The sequence below is a fragment of the Streptomyces sp. NPDC005648 genome, assembly GCF_040605395.1.
Taxonomy (GTDB): Bacteria; Actinomycetota; Actinomycetes; order Streptomycetales; family Streptomycetaceae; genus Streptomyces.
The window spans coordinates 58,534-73,003 of the sequence record NZ_JBEXCS010000025.1; the positions used below are offsets into that span (position 1 = coordinate 58,534).

The 14,470-nt window shown below is 71.7% G+C and carries 11 protein-coding genes; 6 read left to right on the plus strand and 5 right to left on the minus strand.

Features of this window, described 5'->3' with window-relative positions; genetic code table 11:
• Positions 1 to 25: 25 nt before the first annotated feature.
• Positions 26 to 757, plus strand: a complete 732-nt coding sequence (locus ABZT17_RS17120; protein ID WP_356349413.1) for a hypothetical protein — start codon at positions 26 to 28, stop codon at positions 755 to 757.
• 15 nt (positions 758 to 772) lie between these two features.
• On the opposite strand, the gene ABZT17_RS17125 is transcribed toward ABZT17_RS17120, so the two are convergent.
• Complete coding sequence (locus ABZT17_RS17125) at positions 773 to 2,581, minus strand: M4 family metallopeptidase (RefSeq protein ID WP_356349415.1); 1,809 nt, start codon at positions 2,579 to 2,581, stop codon at positions 773 to 775.
• A 292-nt stretch (positions 2,582 to 2,873) separates the two neighbouring features.
• Between ABZT17_RS17125 and ABZT17_RS17130 the strand changes: the two genes are divergently transcribed.
• Entirely contained in the window at positions 2,874 to 4,040 is a 1,167-nt protein-coding gene (locus ABZT17_RS17130) for a serine hydrolase domain-containing protein (RefSeq protein WP_356349417.1), read from the plus strand.
• A 24-nt stretch (positions 4,041 to 4,064) separates the two neighbouring features.
• Here ABZT17_RS17130 and ABZT17_RS17135 read toward each other — a convergent pair whose 3' ends face one another.
• The 3 genes from ABZT17_RS17135 to ABZT17_RS17145 all read right to left on the minus strand — a co-directional run bounded on the left by ABZT17_RS17135 (position 4,065) and on the right by ABZT17_RS17145 (position 9,116).
• On the minus strand, positions 4,065 to 6,788 hold the full coding sequence (locus tag ABZT17_RS17135; protein WP_356349419.1) for a carbohydrate-binding protein: 2,724 nt from the start codon (positions 6,786 to 6,788) through the stop codon (positions 4,065 to 4,067).
• 35 nt (positions 6,789 to 6,823) lie between these two features.
• Positions 6,824 to 7,000, minus strand: a complete 177-nt coding sequence (locus ABZT17_RS17140; RefSeq protein ID WP_356349421.1) for a hypothetical protein — start codon at positions 6,998 to 7,000, stop codon at positions 6,824 to 6,826.
• Positions 7,001 to 7,226: 226 nt separating this feature from the next.
• Entirely contained in the window at positions 7,227 to 9,116 is a 1,890-nt protein-coding gene (locus ABZT17_RS17145; RefSeq protein WP_356349423.1) for a glycoside hydrolase family 97 catalytic domain-containing protein, read from the minus strand.
• A 223-nt stretch (positions 9,117 to 9,339) separates the two neighbouring features.
• Between ABZT17_RS17145 and ABZT17_RS17150 the strand changes: the two genes are divergently transcribed.
• Positions 9,340 to 10,008 carry a polysaccharide lyase family 7 protein gene (locus ABZT17_RS17150; RefSeq protein ID WP_356349425.1) on the plus strand — a complete coding sequence of 223 codons (669 nt, stop codon included), beginning with the start codon at positions 9,340 to 9,342 and terminating at the stop codon, positions 10,006 to 10,008.
• On the opposite strand, the gene ABZT17_RS17155 is transcribed toward ABZT17_RS17150, so the two are convergent.
• Positions 9,989 to 10,915: a squalene/phytoene synthase family protein gene (locus ABZT17_RS17155; protein WP_356349427.1), complete on the minus strand. Its 927-nt coding sequence runs from the start codon at positions 10,913 to 10,915 to the stop codon at positions 9,989 to 9,991. The two genes, ABZT17_RS17150 and ABZT17_RS17155, sit on opposite strands and share 20 nt — an antisense overlap.
• A gap of 197 nt (positions 10,916 to 11,112) precedes the next feature.
• Between ABZT17_RS17155 and ABZT17_RS17160 the strand changes: the two genes are divergently transcribed.
• From ABZT17_RS17160 to ABZT17_RS17170, 3 genes are all read left to right on the plus strand, one after another.
• Complete coding sequence (locus tag ABZT17_RS17160; RefSeq protein WP_356349429.1) at positions 11,113 to 12,483, plus strand: CAP domain-containing protein; 1,371 nt, start codon at positions 11,113 to 11,115, stop codon at positions 12,481 to 12,483.
• A gap of 101 nt (positions 12,484 to 12,584) precedes the next feature.
• Positions 12,585 to 13,262: an AIM24 family protein gene (locus ABZT17_RS17165; RefSeq protein WP_356349431.1), complete on the plus strand. Its 678-nt coding sequence runs from the start codon at positions 12,585 to 12,587 to the stop codon at positions 13,260 to 13,262.
• Positions 13,263 to 13,399: 137 nt separating this feature from the next.
• A complete protein-coding gene (locus ABZT17_RS17170; protein ID WP_356349434.1) occupies positions 13,400 to 14,386 on the plus strand; it encodes a threonine/serine dehydratase in 987 nt (328 codons plus the stop codon).
• The last annotated feature ends 84 nt before the right edge of the window (positions 14,387 to 14,470 follow it).

Below are 14,470 nucleotides of genomic sequence, written 5' to 3' on the forward strand. Positions count from 1 at the left end.
CAGTGGCGGGCGGCACAATCGCCGTATGACGACGATCGATTGGGCCGAGCTGTCCCACGCCTACGGGAGCGCCGGGGACATCCCGGGGTTGTTCGCGCGGCTCGGCGGTCCGGAGGACGAACAGGTCTGGTCGGCGCTGTGGTCCGCGCTGTGCCATCAGGGGTCGGTGTACGAGGCGAGCTGGGCGGCGATGCCGGTGCTCGCCGACATCGCGCTGGGCCGGGCGCCGGGCGAGCCGCTCCAGGCGGTGCTGATGGCGGGGCTGATCACGACGGACGCGGACGACGTGCGCCGCGCGCGACACGCCCGGGAGATCGACGCATTGCTGGAGGTGGCGCGCGCCCTGCTCACCACGCCGGAGGCAGGCGACTTCGTCTATCTGCAGATGGCGGTTCTGGCCTTCGAGGAGGCCGGGGTGTGGGCCCGGGCACTGGAGGGCGTCGCCGACGAGGAGTACGAGCTCGAGTGCCCCGAGTGCGGGCAGGGCCTGTATGTGGCGTTCGGCTCGTACGGTACTTTCACCTCGGCCGGTGACTATGTCGGACCCCGTGCCACCGCCCCGGAGGCCCGGGGGAAGGTGATACCGACGCCCCCGGAGCGGCTCACCGGGATCGGTGCGCGCCTGCACGGGGAGGCCGTCGCCGTCGGCCGGGACGAGGTCGCTCTCGCGCTGACCCATGTCTTCGGCGAAGCCCACTGCCCCTCCTGCGACGCCGGGTTCCGTGTGTCCGACGAGGTGGAGAGGCAGTGGGTGTGACGCGGCGGTGGGCCGTCAGTGGCGGTCGGCCGGGGTGTTGGCCTCGGTGACGTCGACGGCGGCCCAGGCCTGGTCCACCGTCTGGTACTCGACGCTGGTCGCGCCGTACAGGTCGCCGGCCGCCTTCAGCGTCGCGACACGTGCGTCGTGGAAGTCGGTCGTGGAGACCATGTAGCGGGTCAGGGCACGGTAGAAGATCGCCGTGGCCTTGGCGCGGCCGATGCCCTTGACCGTGGAGCCGTCGAAGGTCGGCGAGTCGTACGTGACGCCGCCGATCGTCTTCTGGCCGCTGCCCTCGGCGAGCAGGTAGTACGCGTGCGAGGAGACACCGGAGCCGGCGTGCACCTCGGCGTCGTACACCTCCGGCGCCCAGTAGTCGACCGTGCCCTCGAGCTTGTCGAGCGAGGGGTGGTCGAGGCGGCGCAGGAACTTCTGGGCCAGGCCCATCTTCTCGCCGATGAGGTAGTCCGGCTTGTCCGACGCGTTGTTGGTGAAGAACTCGACGTTGGAGCCGAAGACGTCGGCGAGGGACTCGTTCAGCGCGCCGGGCTCGCCGTACTGGTTGCCGTCCGCGTCGACACGGGTGGGCTCCAGCTTGGCGGTGGCGTCGACCACGCCGTGGGTCAGCTCGTGGCCGGTGACGTCCAGGGCGACCAGCGGCTTCTTGAACATGTCGCCGTCACCGTCGCCGTACAGCATGCAGCCGCAGGTCGGGTCCCAGAACGCGTTGGCGATCTGCTTGCCCCAGTGCACCATCGCCTTGGCGGGCTTGCTGTTGTTGGCTATGCCCTTGCGGCCGAAGGTCTTCTTGTAGAAGTCCAGGGTCTTGGTGATGCCGTACTGGGCGTCCGCGGCGGCGCTGTTGCGGCTCGTGGTGGCGCCGTTGCCGAAGACGTCCTTCTTGGTGGTGATCGTGGTGCCGCGGCTGAAGCTCTCCGTGTAGCTGCCCTTGGCGTCCCGGGTCTCGGTGCCGTAGCGGGTCGGGTCCTTCAGCTGGAAGGTGGTGCGGGCCGTCTGGTTGGTCTTCAGGGGGACCTTGCCGACGAAGAGGGACTTGCCGGTGCCGTCGGCCGTCTTCGGGTAGCGGGTCGCGGCAGACACGGAGGCGGAGCCGGAGGCCGCCAGGAGACCGGCCGTCCGGGACGTCCCGCCGGTGGCGGGGTCGGCCGTCCCGCCCCGCTCGCGCAGGGTGTCGAGCACCTTCGGCGAGAGGAACTCGTCGCTGTCCGGCGTGTTGCTGCGCACCTTGCCGGTGACGGCGTCGACGACGACCGTGCGGGAGCCGGCGCCGGAGCCCTGCGCGCTGTCGGTCACGGTCACCTGGTAGGCGAGCGCGGAGGCGCCGTCACGGGCGTCGACCACGAGCTCGGCGCTGCCGGCGTCCCCCTTGGCGACGGCGGCGGCCTTCTGCTCGGCCTCGGCGGCCGAGAGCTTGGCGGTGGCGGTCGAGGCGGGCTTGACGGTGTGGTCGGCGGCCCGGGTGACACCGGCGTACGACAGCCGGTCGGTGAGGTGGACGACCAGGTCGCCGCCGAGCACGGCCATGCCCTGGTGCGTCCGGGTGAACCGGACGTGCCGGGCGCCCTCGGGGTCGATCATCACGTCCTGGGCGTGGAGCTCGTCGCCACCGGAGACGCCGGTGGCGGACGCGTGGGCGAAGGCGGCGGAGCGGGCGACCGAGACGATGGCCGCGCCCGAGGTCCGGTCGGCGGTCGCCGCGTGCGTCCCCGTGTCCTGGCCCGCGAAGGCGGTGTCCGCGAGGCCCGTGGCGGCCGTCACGACGGCCACGGCTATCGCGACGCTGCGTATGTGCGGTCTACGCACTGGTGAGGGTTCCTTCCCCGTGAGACGGCCGGGATCACCAACCGCCTTGAGGCACGGCGCGGTTGGGCGCCATGGGGGCTGGTCGGGCCCCGGTGGGCCACCCTTTCGGATGAGTCATGCGCATGTAAAGCCCAAATGATCGCTTTCACTGCGATATATGGCAATACTTTGCAAACCAGCCCCACAGGGTGATCAAGGAATCGCCAACTGTGTGCCAGTCGTGGAGATGTGACGAGACGGAAGAAGGTTGCCTCGCGTGAATGTGACCCATCTCGCATCCAGGGGAACGGCCTTGGGGGCGGCCGTGCTCTGCCTCCTCGCGGTGCCCGCCCACGCCGCGCCGGCCGCGGCGCTCCCCCAGCCCGACCTCACGGGCGTCGACAGCGTGCTGCGCAGCGCGCTGAGACAGGGCGCGCCCGGCGCGATCGCCCGTATCGACGACCACGGCACGGTCAGGACGGCGTCCGCCGGCGTCGCGGACCGCCGTACCGGACGGGCCATCAGCAACGCCGACCGGTTCCGCATCGGCAGTGTCACCAAGGTCTTCTCGGCGGTGGTGCTGCTCCAGTTGGTGGACGAGAAGAAGCTCGCCCTGGACGCCTCCGTCGACCACTACCTGCCCGGCCTGCTGCCCGACCGCCGGATCACGGTGCGGCAGGTGCTCGGCCACCGCAGCGGTCTGTACGACTACACCAACGACATGTTCGCGAGCTCCGTCTCCGGTTTCGAGGCCGTCCGCTCCAAGGTCTTCACCTACCGTCAGCTCGTGGACCGCTCGCTGCGGCACGCCCGCACCAACAGCCCGGGCGCCGCGTACGCGTACTCGAACACCAACTTCGTCGTCGCCGGCATGCTCATCGAGAAGCTGACCGGTCACTCCGTACGCACCGAGTACGAGAACCGCGTCATCAAGCCGCTGAAGCTGCGCGACACGTTCTATGTGCACCCCGGCAAGCAGATCCCGGGCCGCCACGCCAACGGCTATCTCACCCCGGACAGGGCGGGGGCCGCCCTGGTCGACGCGACCGAGCAGACCGTCTCCTGGGCGCAGAGCGCGGGCGCGGTCATCTCCAGCACTCGGGACCTCGACACGTTCCTGTCGGCGCTGCTGCGCGGCCGGCTCACCTCGGCCGCGCAGCTGCGGCAGATGGAACACATGATCCCGGTGAACAGCACCCAGGCGTACGGCCTGGGGCTGCGGCGCCGCGACCTGTCGTGCGGGATCTCGGTCTACGGCCACACCGGCGCCGTACAGGGCTACTACACGTACGCCTTCGCGACCAAGGACGGCCGCCGCAGTCTCGCGGCCGTCGCCAACACCTCCAACAACGGCGCGGTGCTCACCACCATGCTCGGCACACTGGAGTCCGCGTTCTGCGGGAAGTCGGCGAAGCCGCTGCGCGGCGCCGCGGTCGTGGAGCGACACGAGGACCTCGCACCCGGGGTGGTCCGCGACTAGCGGTGCGCGACCAGTGGTGCACCACTAGTGGTGCGTGACCGCTGGTCCGTGCCCGCTGGTCCGTGCCTGGTCGGGCCTGATCGTCAGCCAGTCCAGGCTCGCGACCCGGGTGCCTCCCTTCGCGACGAGGTAGAGGGTGTGGACGCCGGCCGGCCGGCGGGACAGGGTGACGGACTGCTCCTGCCAGGTGGCCTCGGACCATGTGTCCTCGGAGCCGGTGGCGCGCACGGGAAGCGTCCCGGCCACCGGTCCCGTCGGACGGTCGAGCCGGAGCTGGAGTGCGCAGCCGCCGGCGCAGGTGGAGGCGAGGCGTACGGTGAGCCGGTCGCCGCTCACGCTCGCCCGCCGGTACGCGATCCAGTCGCCGGCGCCCAGCACTCCGGTCGCCGCCGTGCCCCGCGAGACTCCGCGCGCGGACGTGGCCTGTTCCGCCTGGAGGGTGCCGGAGGCGTCCGGTCCCTCGCCGTACAGACGCAGGTCGTTGACCACCCAGGCGGAGGGGCCGCTCGCGGTGAGGGTGATGCGGAGGTACCGGGCCGTCTGTGCCGGGAAGACGGCGTCCTGGGTGAAGGAGCGGCCGGAGACCCGGGCGAGGGCACCGCTCCAGTGGGTGCTGTCGCGGCTGACCGAGACCGAGAAGCCGTAGGGCTGTCCGCCGGTGTCGCGTCCGGCGTCGAGGGAGAGCCGGTCGAAGGTCTTCGTCTCCCCCAGGTCGACGGTCAGCGACTGGCCGGGGGTCTGCGCGGCGGCCGCCGTCCAGCGGGTGTCGATGTCCCCGTCGACGGTGGCGGAGGCGTCGGTGCCGTCGCTCGCGGTCGCGGTCCAGGCGCCGTGCCGGACGCGGCCACCGCAGCCGGGCAGGTCACAGCCGGTGGACCAGATCGGCTCGCCGTACTCGTAGGCACCGATGTCGGGTGCCGTGCCCCGCACGGCGGTGGTGATCCCGGCGATGGACTCGCCTGCGTCGATGGCGGGTGAGCCGCCGGTGGGCCAGAGTTCGCCGTTGACGGCGTCCGTGTAGCCGGGGGTGGCGGTGATCAGGTTGGAGCGGACGACGGGAAGCGGGTCTCCCGTCCGGGTCGCGCTGACCGGCATCGGTCCGACGATGTTGCTGAGGTACGAGCCGGAGGCGTCGGTCGCCCCGCTCAGCAGCGTCGAGTTGCCGTTGATGCCCACGCCGTAGCTGGAGTTGTGGTCCTGGTTGGCGATGCTGGGGCCGGTGTGACCGTTGAAGAAGGTGCCCCGGCTGCCGGTGTTCCAGGCGACGTCGTGGTGCAGCAGGAAGTGGCCGGAGTAGTTGTCGACGTAGAAGCCGACCTGGCCGTCGGCGTCGTGCGAGGTGTTGTGGTCGATGGAGGTGCCGGAGCCGTCCAGGCTGCAGCAGACGTAGAAGGGCGAGCCGTCGCGGGAGGTGCGCATCGCCTCCGACAGGTCGTTGTAGGCGATGCGATTGCCATGGAACTCGGTGCCGTTGAGCTGCCAGGCCGTGTCGATGGAGGCGCGTCCGGTGCGGCGGATCGTGTTGTGCGTGACCGTGTGGTCGTCGCCGTTGATCTCGATTCCCGGCGTGTAGCTGCCCATCCAGCCGACGTCGTGGATGTAGTTGTCGGTGATGGTGTTGCCGGTGCCGCGGACCAGGACGCCGTCGCCCGCGGACTGTGAGATCTCGCTGTTCCTCAGGGTGTTGCCGGTACCGAGGATCTGCACGCCGGAGTCGAGGATGCGGGAAGCGACGATATGCCCCTCGTAGGGCGGGATCGCGAGGTCGCTGTCCGGCGGCATGGGCAGGGTCGAGAACTCGGAGACATACCTGGCGTGCAGGCCGTCGACCACGACTCCCGTGCTGGACTTGCCCGTTCGCAGCGAAGTGCCCCACAGGTCGAGGCCGCGCACGGTGACGTACGAGCTGTCGCTCAGGTCGATGCCCCACAGACGGTGCTTCGCGGTGACCGTGTGCCCGGCGATACCGCCCTTCGGGGGCACCAGGTAGAGCCGGTGGGCCGCCTTGTCGTAGTACCACTCCCCCGGCTGGTCCAGGGCGGCCTTCGAGCCCACGAGGTAGTAGTTGCGGTAGTTCTGGTCGCCCATGCACAGCGGCGGGCAGCGGTGGTTGCCGCCCTTGAAGTCCAGTTCGCCCGGCGAGGTCGCGATGACCGTGCCGGTCTGCTGGGCCCACGGGTTGGAGCCCGCCCACAGGTGCACGGTCGCTCCGGTCCAGTCGGCGTCCGGCAGGTCGGTGTCGTCGATGTGCTGGTCGGTGGAGGTGGTGTCGGCCTCGGCCCAGGTGGTGTTGAGCGGGTCCGGGCCGGAGTTGGGCCAACGGCCTTCCGCCGCCCGTCCGTTGTCCAGGAACACCGCGTTGAGGTCGGGGTCGGGCGGCAGGTCGGTGTCGGCGGCGACCAGACCGTCCCCGGCGTCCTTCCAGCCGGTCACCTTCTCGGTGCCGTCGACGGTCACCGGACCGTCACCGTAGGCGGCGAGGGTGATCGGGGCGTCCTTGGTGCCGGAGGGCGGGGTGACCTGTTCCCGGTAGGTGCCGCGGTGGATCAGGCAGGTGTCGCCGGGGCGGACGCGGGCGAGGCAGGCGCCGATCGTGCGGAGCGGGTCCAGCGGGGTGCCGTGGGCGTGGTCGCTGCCCCAGGTGGCCACCTGGTAGGTGCGGCCGCCGGGGTCCGCCGCCCGGGCCTGCACCGGCAGAGCCAGCAGGGCGGTCACGGCGGCCAGTACGGACAGCTCTCTCGGTCTCATGTGCCGTCTCCAGTGGTCGGGGGTCACCGCCGGGCCTACTGCTGGGCCGCCGGTGTGCGGGCGTTGTCCACCGAGGCCAGCAACTCACCTCTCCTGCCCGCCGAGTTGGTGTCGCCTCCCCCGGTGCCGCCGCAGCCGGCCACCGACAGCGCCGCGGTGGTGCCGGCCGGCGAGGCGGTGCGCCAACTCCGGCCCGGACGCCGTCTCTTCATCGGGAACCACCTGCCGCGCTCGCCGCCCGGATGGTGCTGCGGCTGCTGGCGGGACAGGAGCCGGAGACCACACGGGTGGAGGTGGCCACGGAACTGGTGGTGCGGGAGAGCAGCGGACCGCCGGCGGCGCCGGTCGGTCCGGCTTAGGACGCCGATGAGTCGCACGCGGCGGCGGGCCCGCCGGCAGACCCGCTGCCGGCGGCCCTCGGCCCGCGTGCGTGACGTCTCAGCGGTAGCAGGTGGTGATGCCCGGGTGCCAGGGGCAGGCGATACCCGCGAAGCCGCCGTTCGCGACGACATCGACGCTCAGACTGTCGCCGCCGCGCAGCACTCGGCGGTCCTGGACCAGGCCGTCGGCGCCGTCCCGGACCGTCTCCACCAGCCATCGGCCCGGGCCGACCGACAGGGGCACCTCGGCCGTACGGGCGGCGCCCGCGTACACCCCGCCCAGGAACCAGCGGTCGCCGCTGCGACGGGCGAGGACCGCTTCCTGTCCCGGCCGGCCGGCCAGCAGCCGGGTGTCGTCCCAGGCGGCGGGCACCTGGTCGAAGAAGGCGCGGGCGAGCGGCCGGGCGTCGTACGACGCGGGGGTCCCGGCGAACATCTGCAGGCCCGACTCGTACACGACGGCGAGGCCCGCCTCGGCCGCGTCGGAGTCGGGGCGCAGGCCCACACGCTGGAAGGCGCCGGGGGTGAAGTCCATGGAGCCGATGACATTGCGGGTGAAGGGGAGGGTGGTGAGGTGAGCCGCGGTGTTGGTGCGCTTCTCCTCGCCGCCGACGCCCTCCATCGTCATGACCTGCGGCCAGGTGCGCTGGATGCCCTTGGGGATCGTGGAGCCGTGGAAGTCGACCATGAGGTGATGGGCGGCCGTGTCCTTCAGGATGGCGTCGTACCACTGGAGCATGGGCTGCGCCTCGGAGTTCATGAAGTCGATCTTGACTCCCCTGACACCCCAGCGCTCCAGCGTCGGCAGCCACTGGGCGCGCTCCTCGGGGGTGTCGAGATCGCGCTGGTGGATCCAGACGACGATGCCGACGCCCTTCGCCCGTGCGTAGTCGACGAGTTGGGGCAGCCAGCTGTCGGTCTGCCAGTCCGGATCCGTGGTGTCCCACGCGTCGGACTTGAAGTACCAGCCGGCGTCGACGGCCTCGTAGGGCCAGTGCCGTTCGGCGGCGTAGTCGACATAGGCCTTCTGCGCGGCGAGGCTCTGGCCTGCCTCCTTGCCGCCCGCGAGCCAGGTCCACAGGACCGTGCCGGGGCGGATCCAGGACGCGTCGGCGACCTGGGAGGCGGGGGCGAGGTCGTCGGTGAAGGTGGAGCGGGTGACGGTGGCGAGATCGCCGGTGATCATGGCGCGCCAGGGGGTGGCGAGCGTGCCGTCGGTGTGGACGCGGTCGTCGGCGAGCTTGACGCGGTAGGTGCCGGTGCCCTGGTCGTGGGCGAGGCGGGCACCCGAGTACGCACCGGTCAGATCGGACTCGGCGAGCAGGGTGTAGCCGCCTTCGGTGGCGAAGAGGGCCTGGGCGGAGTACTCGCCGGTGGGCGCGGTCGCGGCCGTGTACTGGTTGAACTGGCCCTCGTTGTCGACGCGGTAGGTGCCGAGCCAGGCGTCCGCGTCCGCCGGCAGGTTGAACGCGGACGCCTCTCCGAGCACATCGCCATGGCCGGCGGGCAGGACGTAGCGATAGGCGACGCCGTCGGCGGAGGCGCGGACGACGAGGTCGAGGCGGGCGCCGGCCGAGGTGGCGAAGGACAGGCGTGTCTCGTTCATCCGGACCCGTCGCTCCAGCCGCTTGCCGGACCTGGTCCGGTAACGCTCCTCGACCCGGCGGTCCTTGCGCCGCACCAGGTGCAGACCGCGGGAGAGATCGGCCTGTTCGGTGACGATGCCCACGGGCGAGGGGTCGATGACGGTACGGCCGCCACGGGTCACCGACAGGCTCAGCGCGCCGGTGGTCTCGTCCAGGGAGATCCGCGCCCGGGGTGCCCGGGGCGCCTCGGACACGGTCCAGGTCTGGTCGTGCCGCTCGGCGTGCGCGGGAGCGGTCGTACAGAGCGTGGCCGCCAGGCCGGCGCAGAGCGTGGCGACCGCGGTCCTGATCGGAACCGCCATAGGAACCCTCCCTGGTGATGTGCCGGAACCTGACAGACCCTCAATACATCGGGTGTATCAACGAAGCTAGAAAGCCATAGCGCCCCTGTCAACGACTCTGCCAGCAACAGCCACACCCAAAACTCTTGACTCCTCCGATGTATTGGAGTTGCCTGCGTCCCGCGCCCCACGCGGCCCGACTCCCCACCGGAAAGGTCACCCCATGAACAGGAGATCCGACTCGATGAACAGAAGATCGGTCCTACGGGCCGGTGCCGGCCTGCTCGCCGGGGGCGCCGCGCTCGCGCTGCCGTCCACCGCGCGTGCCGCCGCGAACCCCACCGACGGCTGGACGCAGACGCCCTTCGACTACAGCTGGCAGAAGCCCTGGAACCTCGACCTGAGCGACCGGCACAGCTACAGCGGCGGTGTGCACCGGATGTGGGTGTACGCCACCGACGAGCCGTTCGAGGAGGGCAGTTCGACCGATCCGCGCACCGAGATGCGCTGGAAGGTCGACTACACCACGGGCGCCCACATGTGGGACGCCGACGTGTACCTCCCGTCCGGCACGGACGGCGCCTCCTTCGCGCAGATCCTGCGCAGCGTCCACCCCTCGGGCACCCCCGCCACGGACATCATGCTCAATGTGTACGACACCGGCGGCGGCACCGTGCGCCGCTACGACGGCACGGTGCTCAGGACGGGCGTGTACGACACCTGGTTCAACGTGAAGATCGCCCACCAGGCGAGCAGCGGGACCGGGACGGTGAAGGTGTACTTCGACGACTCGCTCGTCCTGACGGCCGCCGACCGGGGGCCGGCCACGCGCTACTTCAAGAACGGCGTCTACGACCATGGCTCGGGGCGTGCCGAGGCCCGCTTCCGCAACCTCACCTACTGGACGCGGTGAGCCCGGACGCGGTGCGCCGGCGCCGCTCACCGAGCAGGATGCCGAGCGGTCCGCGGACGCCGTAGCCCACGGGACGGCGGGTGACCGAGGCACCGGCCCGCTCGGCCCGGGCGAGCTGGTGCACGGCCAGGTCGAGCAGGGCCCGCTGGAGCGACTGGAAGCCGGGAGCGCTGGAGTCCACCAGCGACCGCGCGTCGGCGAGGGTCCGGCCGGCGTTCGCGCATGTCGCCGCGACCAGCGCACCGATCGCCTCGGTCCGCTCGCCCCGCTCGAGTTCGGCGCGGGTGACGCCGAAGCGGTCGAGGTCCTCCAGCGGAAGGTAGAGGCGCCCTTCGGCGAGGTCCTCCGTCAAGTCGGTGACGAAGTCGAGGCGTTGGAGGCCCTCGGCGAACAGCCGGCAGCGGGAGCGGAAGAGCTCGTCGCCGCCGCCCCGGTGCTGGAGGTCCTCCAGCACCATGAGAGCGGGCAGGGCGAGCCGGTCGATGTAGCGCTGGAAGTCGGCCTCGGTGTCATGGCCGGTGAAACGCAGCTCGTCCTCCGTGCCCTTGAGGTAGGTGTGCACCCAGTGGTGGGGCAGTTCGCGGACCGACACCGTGTGCAGGAAGGCCCGTAGGACCGGGTCCTTCGCCCGTCCGGTCTCCAGGCCCTCGGTGACCTGTTCCGACCAGGCGTGCCAGCGCGGCAGGCGCTCGTGGAGGGGGCCCTGGTCGGCCAGGTCGTCGGTGCGGGCGAGGAACGCGTAGGCGGCGACCAGATGGGGTTGCAGCGCCGGGGCCACCAGCAGTCTCACCACGGCGTAGTGCGCGACGATCCTTCTGGCGAAGACCCGGGCGGCGATCGCGTAGTCGGCGTGCAGAGCCCCGTCGTGCACTCCGGCGGCCCTGAGTCTGCGTTCCCAACCCGCCACGACCGACCCGTCTCCCTTCGTCCCGGGCCGCCACCGGCCCGACGTCAGCGCCGACCCTAGCTTTCGAACGCCGGTGACATGTAATGGCTTTCGATCGCCGGTGACACGCGACGGCTTCGGGAACCGTCGCGTGGCGGCGGACGTTTTCCGGACAACAGCCCCACGGGGGACATCGACCACTGGACCAGGGCGGCACGATGAGCGAGTTGGTCCCCGGCGGGAACACGCCCCTCCCGGGCGGCGCCGTGACCATCCGTGTCCCCGGACCCTTCGACGTCTCCGCGCTCATCACGGACGACGGCGGCAGGGTCCGCGGCGACGCCGACTTCGTCTTCTACAACCAGCCGTCCGCTCCGGGCGCCCGGCTCAGCGGCGACACCCTCACCGTCGATCCGCCCAGGCTGCGCCCCGGAGCGAGCCGGGTCACGGTCGTCGTCAGCCCGGCCGACCCCGCCACCCCCCTGGGCCGCCTCCCCGCCCCCGCGCTCCAGGTCACCGCTCCCGACGGCCGTCTGCTGGCCCGGTTCGCCCCACCGCCCCCACGGCAGGAGACGGTGCTGCTCCTCGCGGAGATCTACCGAAGGGGCACCGGCTGGAAGCTGCGGGCCCTGGGGCAGGGGTACGCGGACGGACTGGCCGGTGTCGCACGGGACTTCGGGGTGGACGTCACCGACGAAGGGACGGGGCCGGCGACGGCTCCGGCAGCCACGGCTCCGGCAGCGCGGACACCCGCGGCTCGGGGCACGGCCGCTCCTCCCGCGTCCCTCTCCTCCGACCGGCGCGGTGTCCCCTCCTCCGACCAGGACCGCTTCCTCGCCCTGGTCAACTCGGCCCGCGAGAGGGCCGGTTCCCCGCCCGTCTCCCTCGACGCCCGTCTCGCCGGAGCGGCCCACGCCCATGCCTCCGCCATGGCCGCCGCGGGACGCCTCGGTGCGGAGGGCAGGGACGGCGTCTTCGTGCACCAGCGGATCTCGGCCACCGGATACACCTACCTCACGGTCGGCGAGCACCTGGTGTCCGGCCCGCGCACGAGCGGCGAGTTCGTCGACTACTGCCTGCGCACCGAGCAGGCCCGACAGACCCTGCACGACCCGGCCTTCACCCACGTCGGCCCGGCCCATGCCGTCGGTGGAGGCGACACCTACTGGACGGTCCTGTGGGCGCGGCCCCTCACCCCCGCCGACCTGGCCCGTACGGCCGCCGAGGTCGTCGGCCTCACCAACCGGGAGCGGGCCCGGGCAGGTCTGCGCCCTCTCGCCACCGACCCGCGGTTGTCCACCGCGGCCCAGGCGTACAGCACGGACATGGCGGTCCGCGCCTTCTACTCCCACACCTCCCCGGAGGGCACCCAGCCCTGGGACCGGGCGGCCGCGGCGGGCGCGCGACACCGCTCCGTCGGCGAGAACATAGCCTGCGGTCAGCGCTCCCCCGCCGAGGTCGTGGACGGCTGGATGAACAGTCCCGGCCATCGCGCCAACATCCTGAAGCCCGACTTCACCCACATCGGTGTCGGCTTCGCGGGCGGCGGCCCGGCGGGCACGTACTGGACCCAGCTGTTCGGCGGCTGAACCGGCGGCCTCGGTCCCGAAGTCACGCCCCGACATCCGCACCGACATCCGCACCGGCCGTGATCTTGGCGGAACGGATTCCTCCGGGCCAGGATGCCCGCATGAAGGGTTCCCTCTTTTCCAGTGAGCACATGGTCCAGCCCGCCGCCGCGCCGGGGATGACCGTCGAGAACGCCAAGTGCATCAAGTACGCCGTCAACGGCGAGATGCTCGCCCGCCAGGGCGCGATGATCGCCTTCCGCGGCAACCTCCAGTTCGAGCGCAAGGGCCAGGGCGTCGGTGGCATGCTCAAACGGGCGGTCACCGGTGAGGGGCTGCCCCTCATGACGGTCCGCGGACAGGGCGAGGCCTGGTTCGCGCACGAGGCGCAGAACTGCTTCGTCGTCGACGTCGACCCCGGCGACGAGTTCACCGTCAACGGCCGCAACGTCCTGTGTTTCGACGCCTCGCTGTCGTACCGCATCGCCACCGTGAAGGGCGCGGGCATCGCCGGCGGCGGCCTGTTCAACAGCGTCTTCACCGGACAGGGCCGGCTGGGGCTGGTCTGCGAGGGCAATCCGCTGGTCATACCGGTCTCGCAGCAGTATCCGGTGTACGTCGACACGGACGCGGTCGTCGGCTGGACGGCCGGTCTGCAGACCTCGCTGCACCGCTCGCAGTCCATCGGCTCGATGCTGCGCGGCGGCTCGGGAGAGGCCGTGCAGCTGATGCTGCAGGGCGAGGGCCATGTGGTCGTACGGCCGAGCGAGGCGACCCCGCAGAAGGCGCAGCAGCACTGAGGCCCCGGGACCTGGAGAGGTGAGCCCGGGGACCCGGCCGGCCGTCGGCCGCCACACGGCCGAGTTGACCTTGGCCGGGTCCCGGGCGAGGGTGCTGGGGGTGCGGACCGTCGCCCCGCGCCGGAAGGGTGACCGCCGTGATCGGGATGCAGGAGATCGAAGCCGCGGCCGGGCGTATCGCCGGCCATGTCGTACGCACCCCGACGGTGCCCAGTCCCGGTCTGACCGCGCTGCTCGGCGCCCCGGTCACCGTCAAGCTCGAACTGCTGCAGCGCACCGGGTCGTTCAAGGCCCGCGGGGCCACGGCCAAGCTGCTCTCGCTGAGCGGGCCGGAGCGGGCCGCGGGTGTGGTGGCGGTGAGCGGCGGAAACCACGGGATCGCCCTCGCGGTCATGGCCGCCGCACTCGAGGTGAAGGCGACGGTGGTCATGCCCCGCTCGGCGCCCGCGCGCGCGGTCGAGATCGCCGAGGGCGCCGGGGCGTTTCTACGGGTGACCGACGACATGGCCGGTGCGTTCGCGCTCGCGGCGCGCCTGCGGGAGGAGGGGCTGACACTGGTGCACCCCTTCGACGATCCGGTGGTGATCGCCGGACAGGGCACGGTGGGGCTGGAGTTCGCCGCCGACGCCGGAGAGCTCACCGACGTCCTGGTCAGCGTGGGAGGCGGCGGGCTGATCGCCGGCGTGGCGGCGGCGCTGCGGGACAGGCGGCCGGGGCTGCGGATCTGGGGCGTGGAGACCGAGGGCGCCACGGCCATGTCGGAGGCGCTGGCGGCGGGCGGCCCGGTGCCGGTGGCCCTGTCGTCGATCGTGTCCACGCTCAGCGCGCCGTCCGTGTCGCAGCTGACCTACGACCATGTGTCGGCGTCCGTCGAAGAGGTGCTCGTGGTGTCGGACCGGGAGGCGGTGCGGGGCACCCTCGATCTCGCCGACCACGCCAAGGTGTGGGCCGAGCCCGCGGCCGGCTGTCTGCTGCCCGCGGCGCGCCGGGTGCTGGAGCGGGTCGGTGCGGGTGCCCGGCTCGGGCTGGTGGTGTGCGGGGGAAACGCGACGACGGGCGAAGTCGTCGGCTGGAGGGAACACTTCGGGCTGGGCCGGGGTGACTTTCGCCGCGGGCCGGAATGAACCCTCCTGGATTCCGGTCACGCAAAGGCGACTTCTGCGAACCGGGCCAACTCGACATGAACAAATAGCTTCATCGGCCCATGA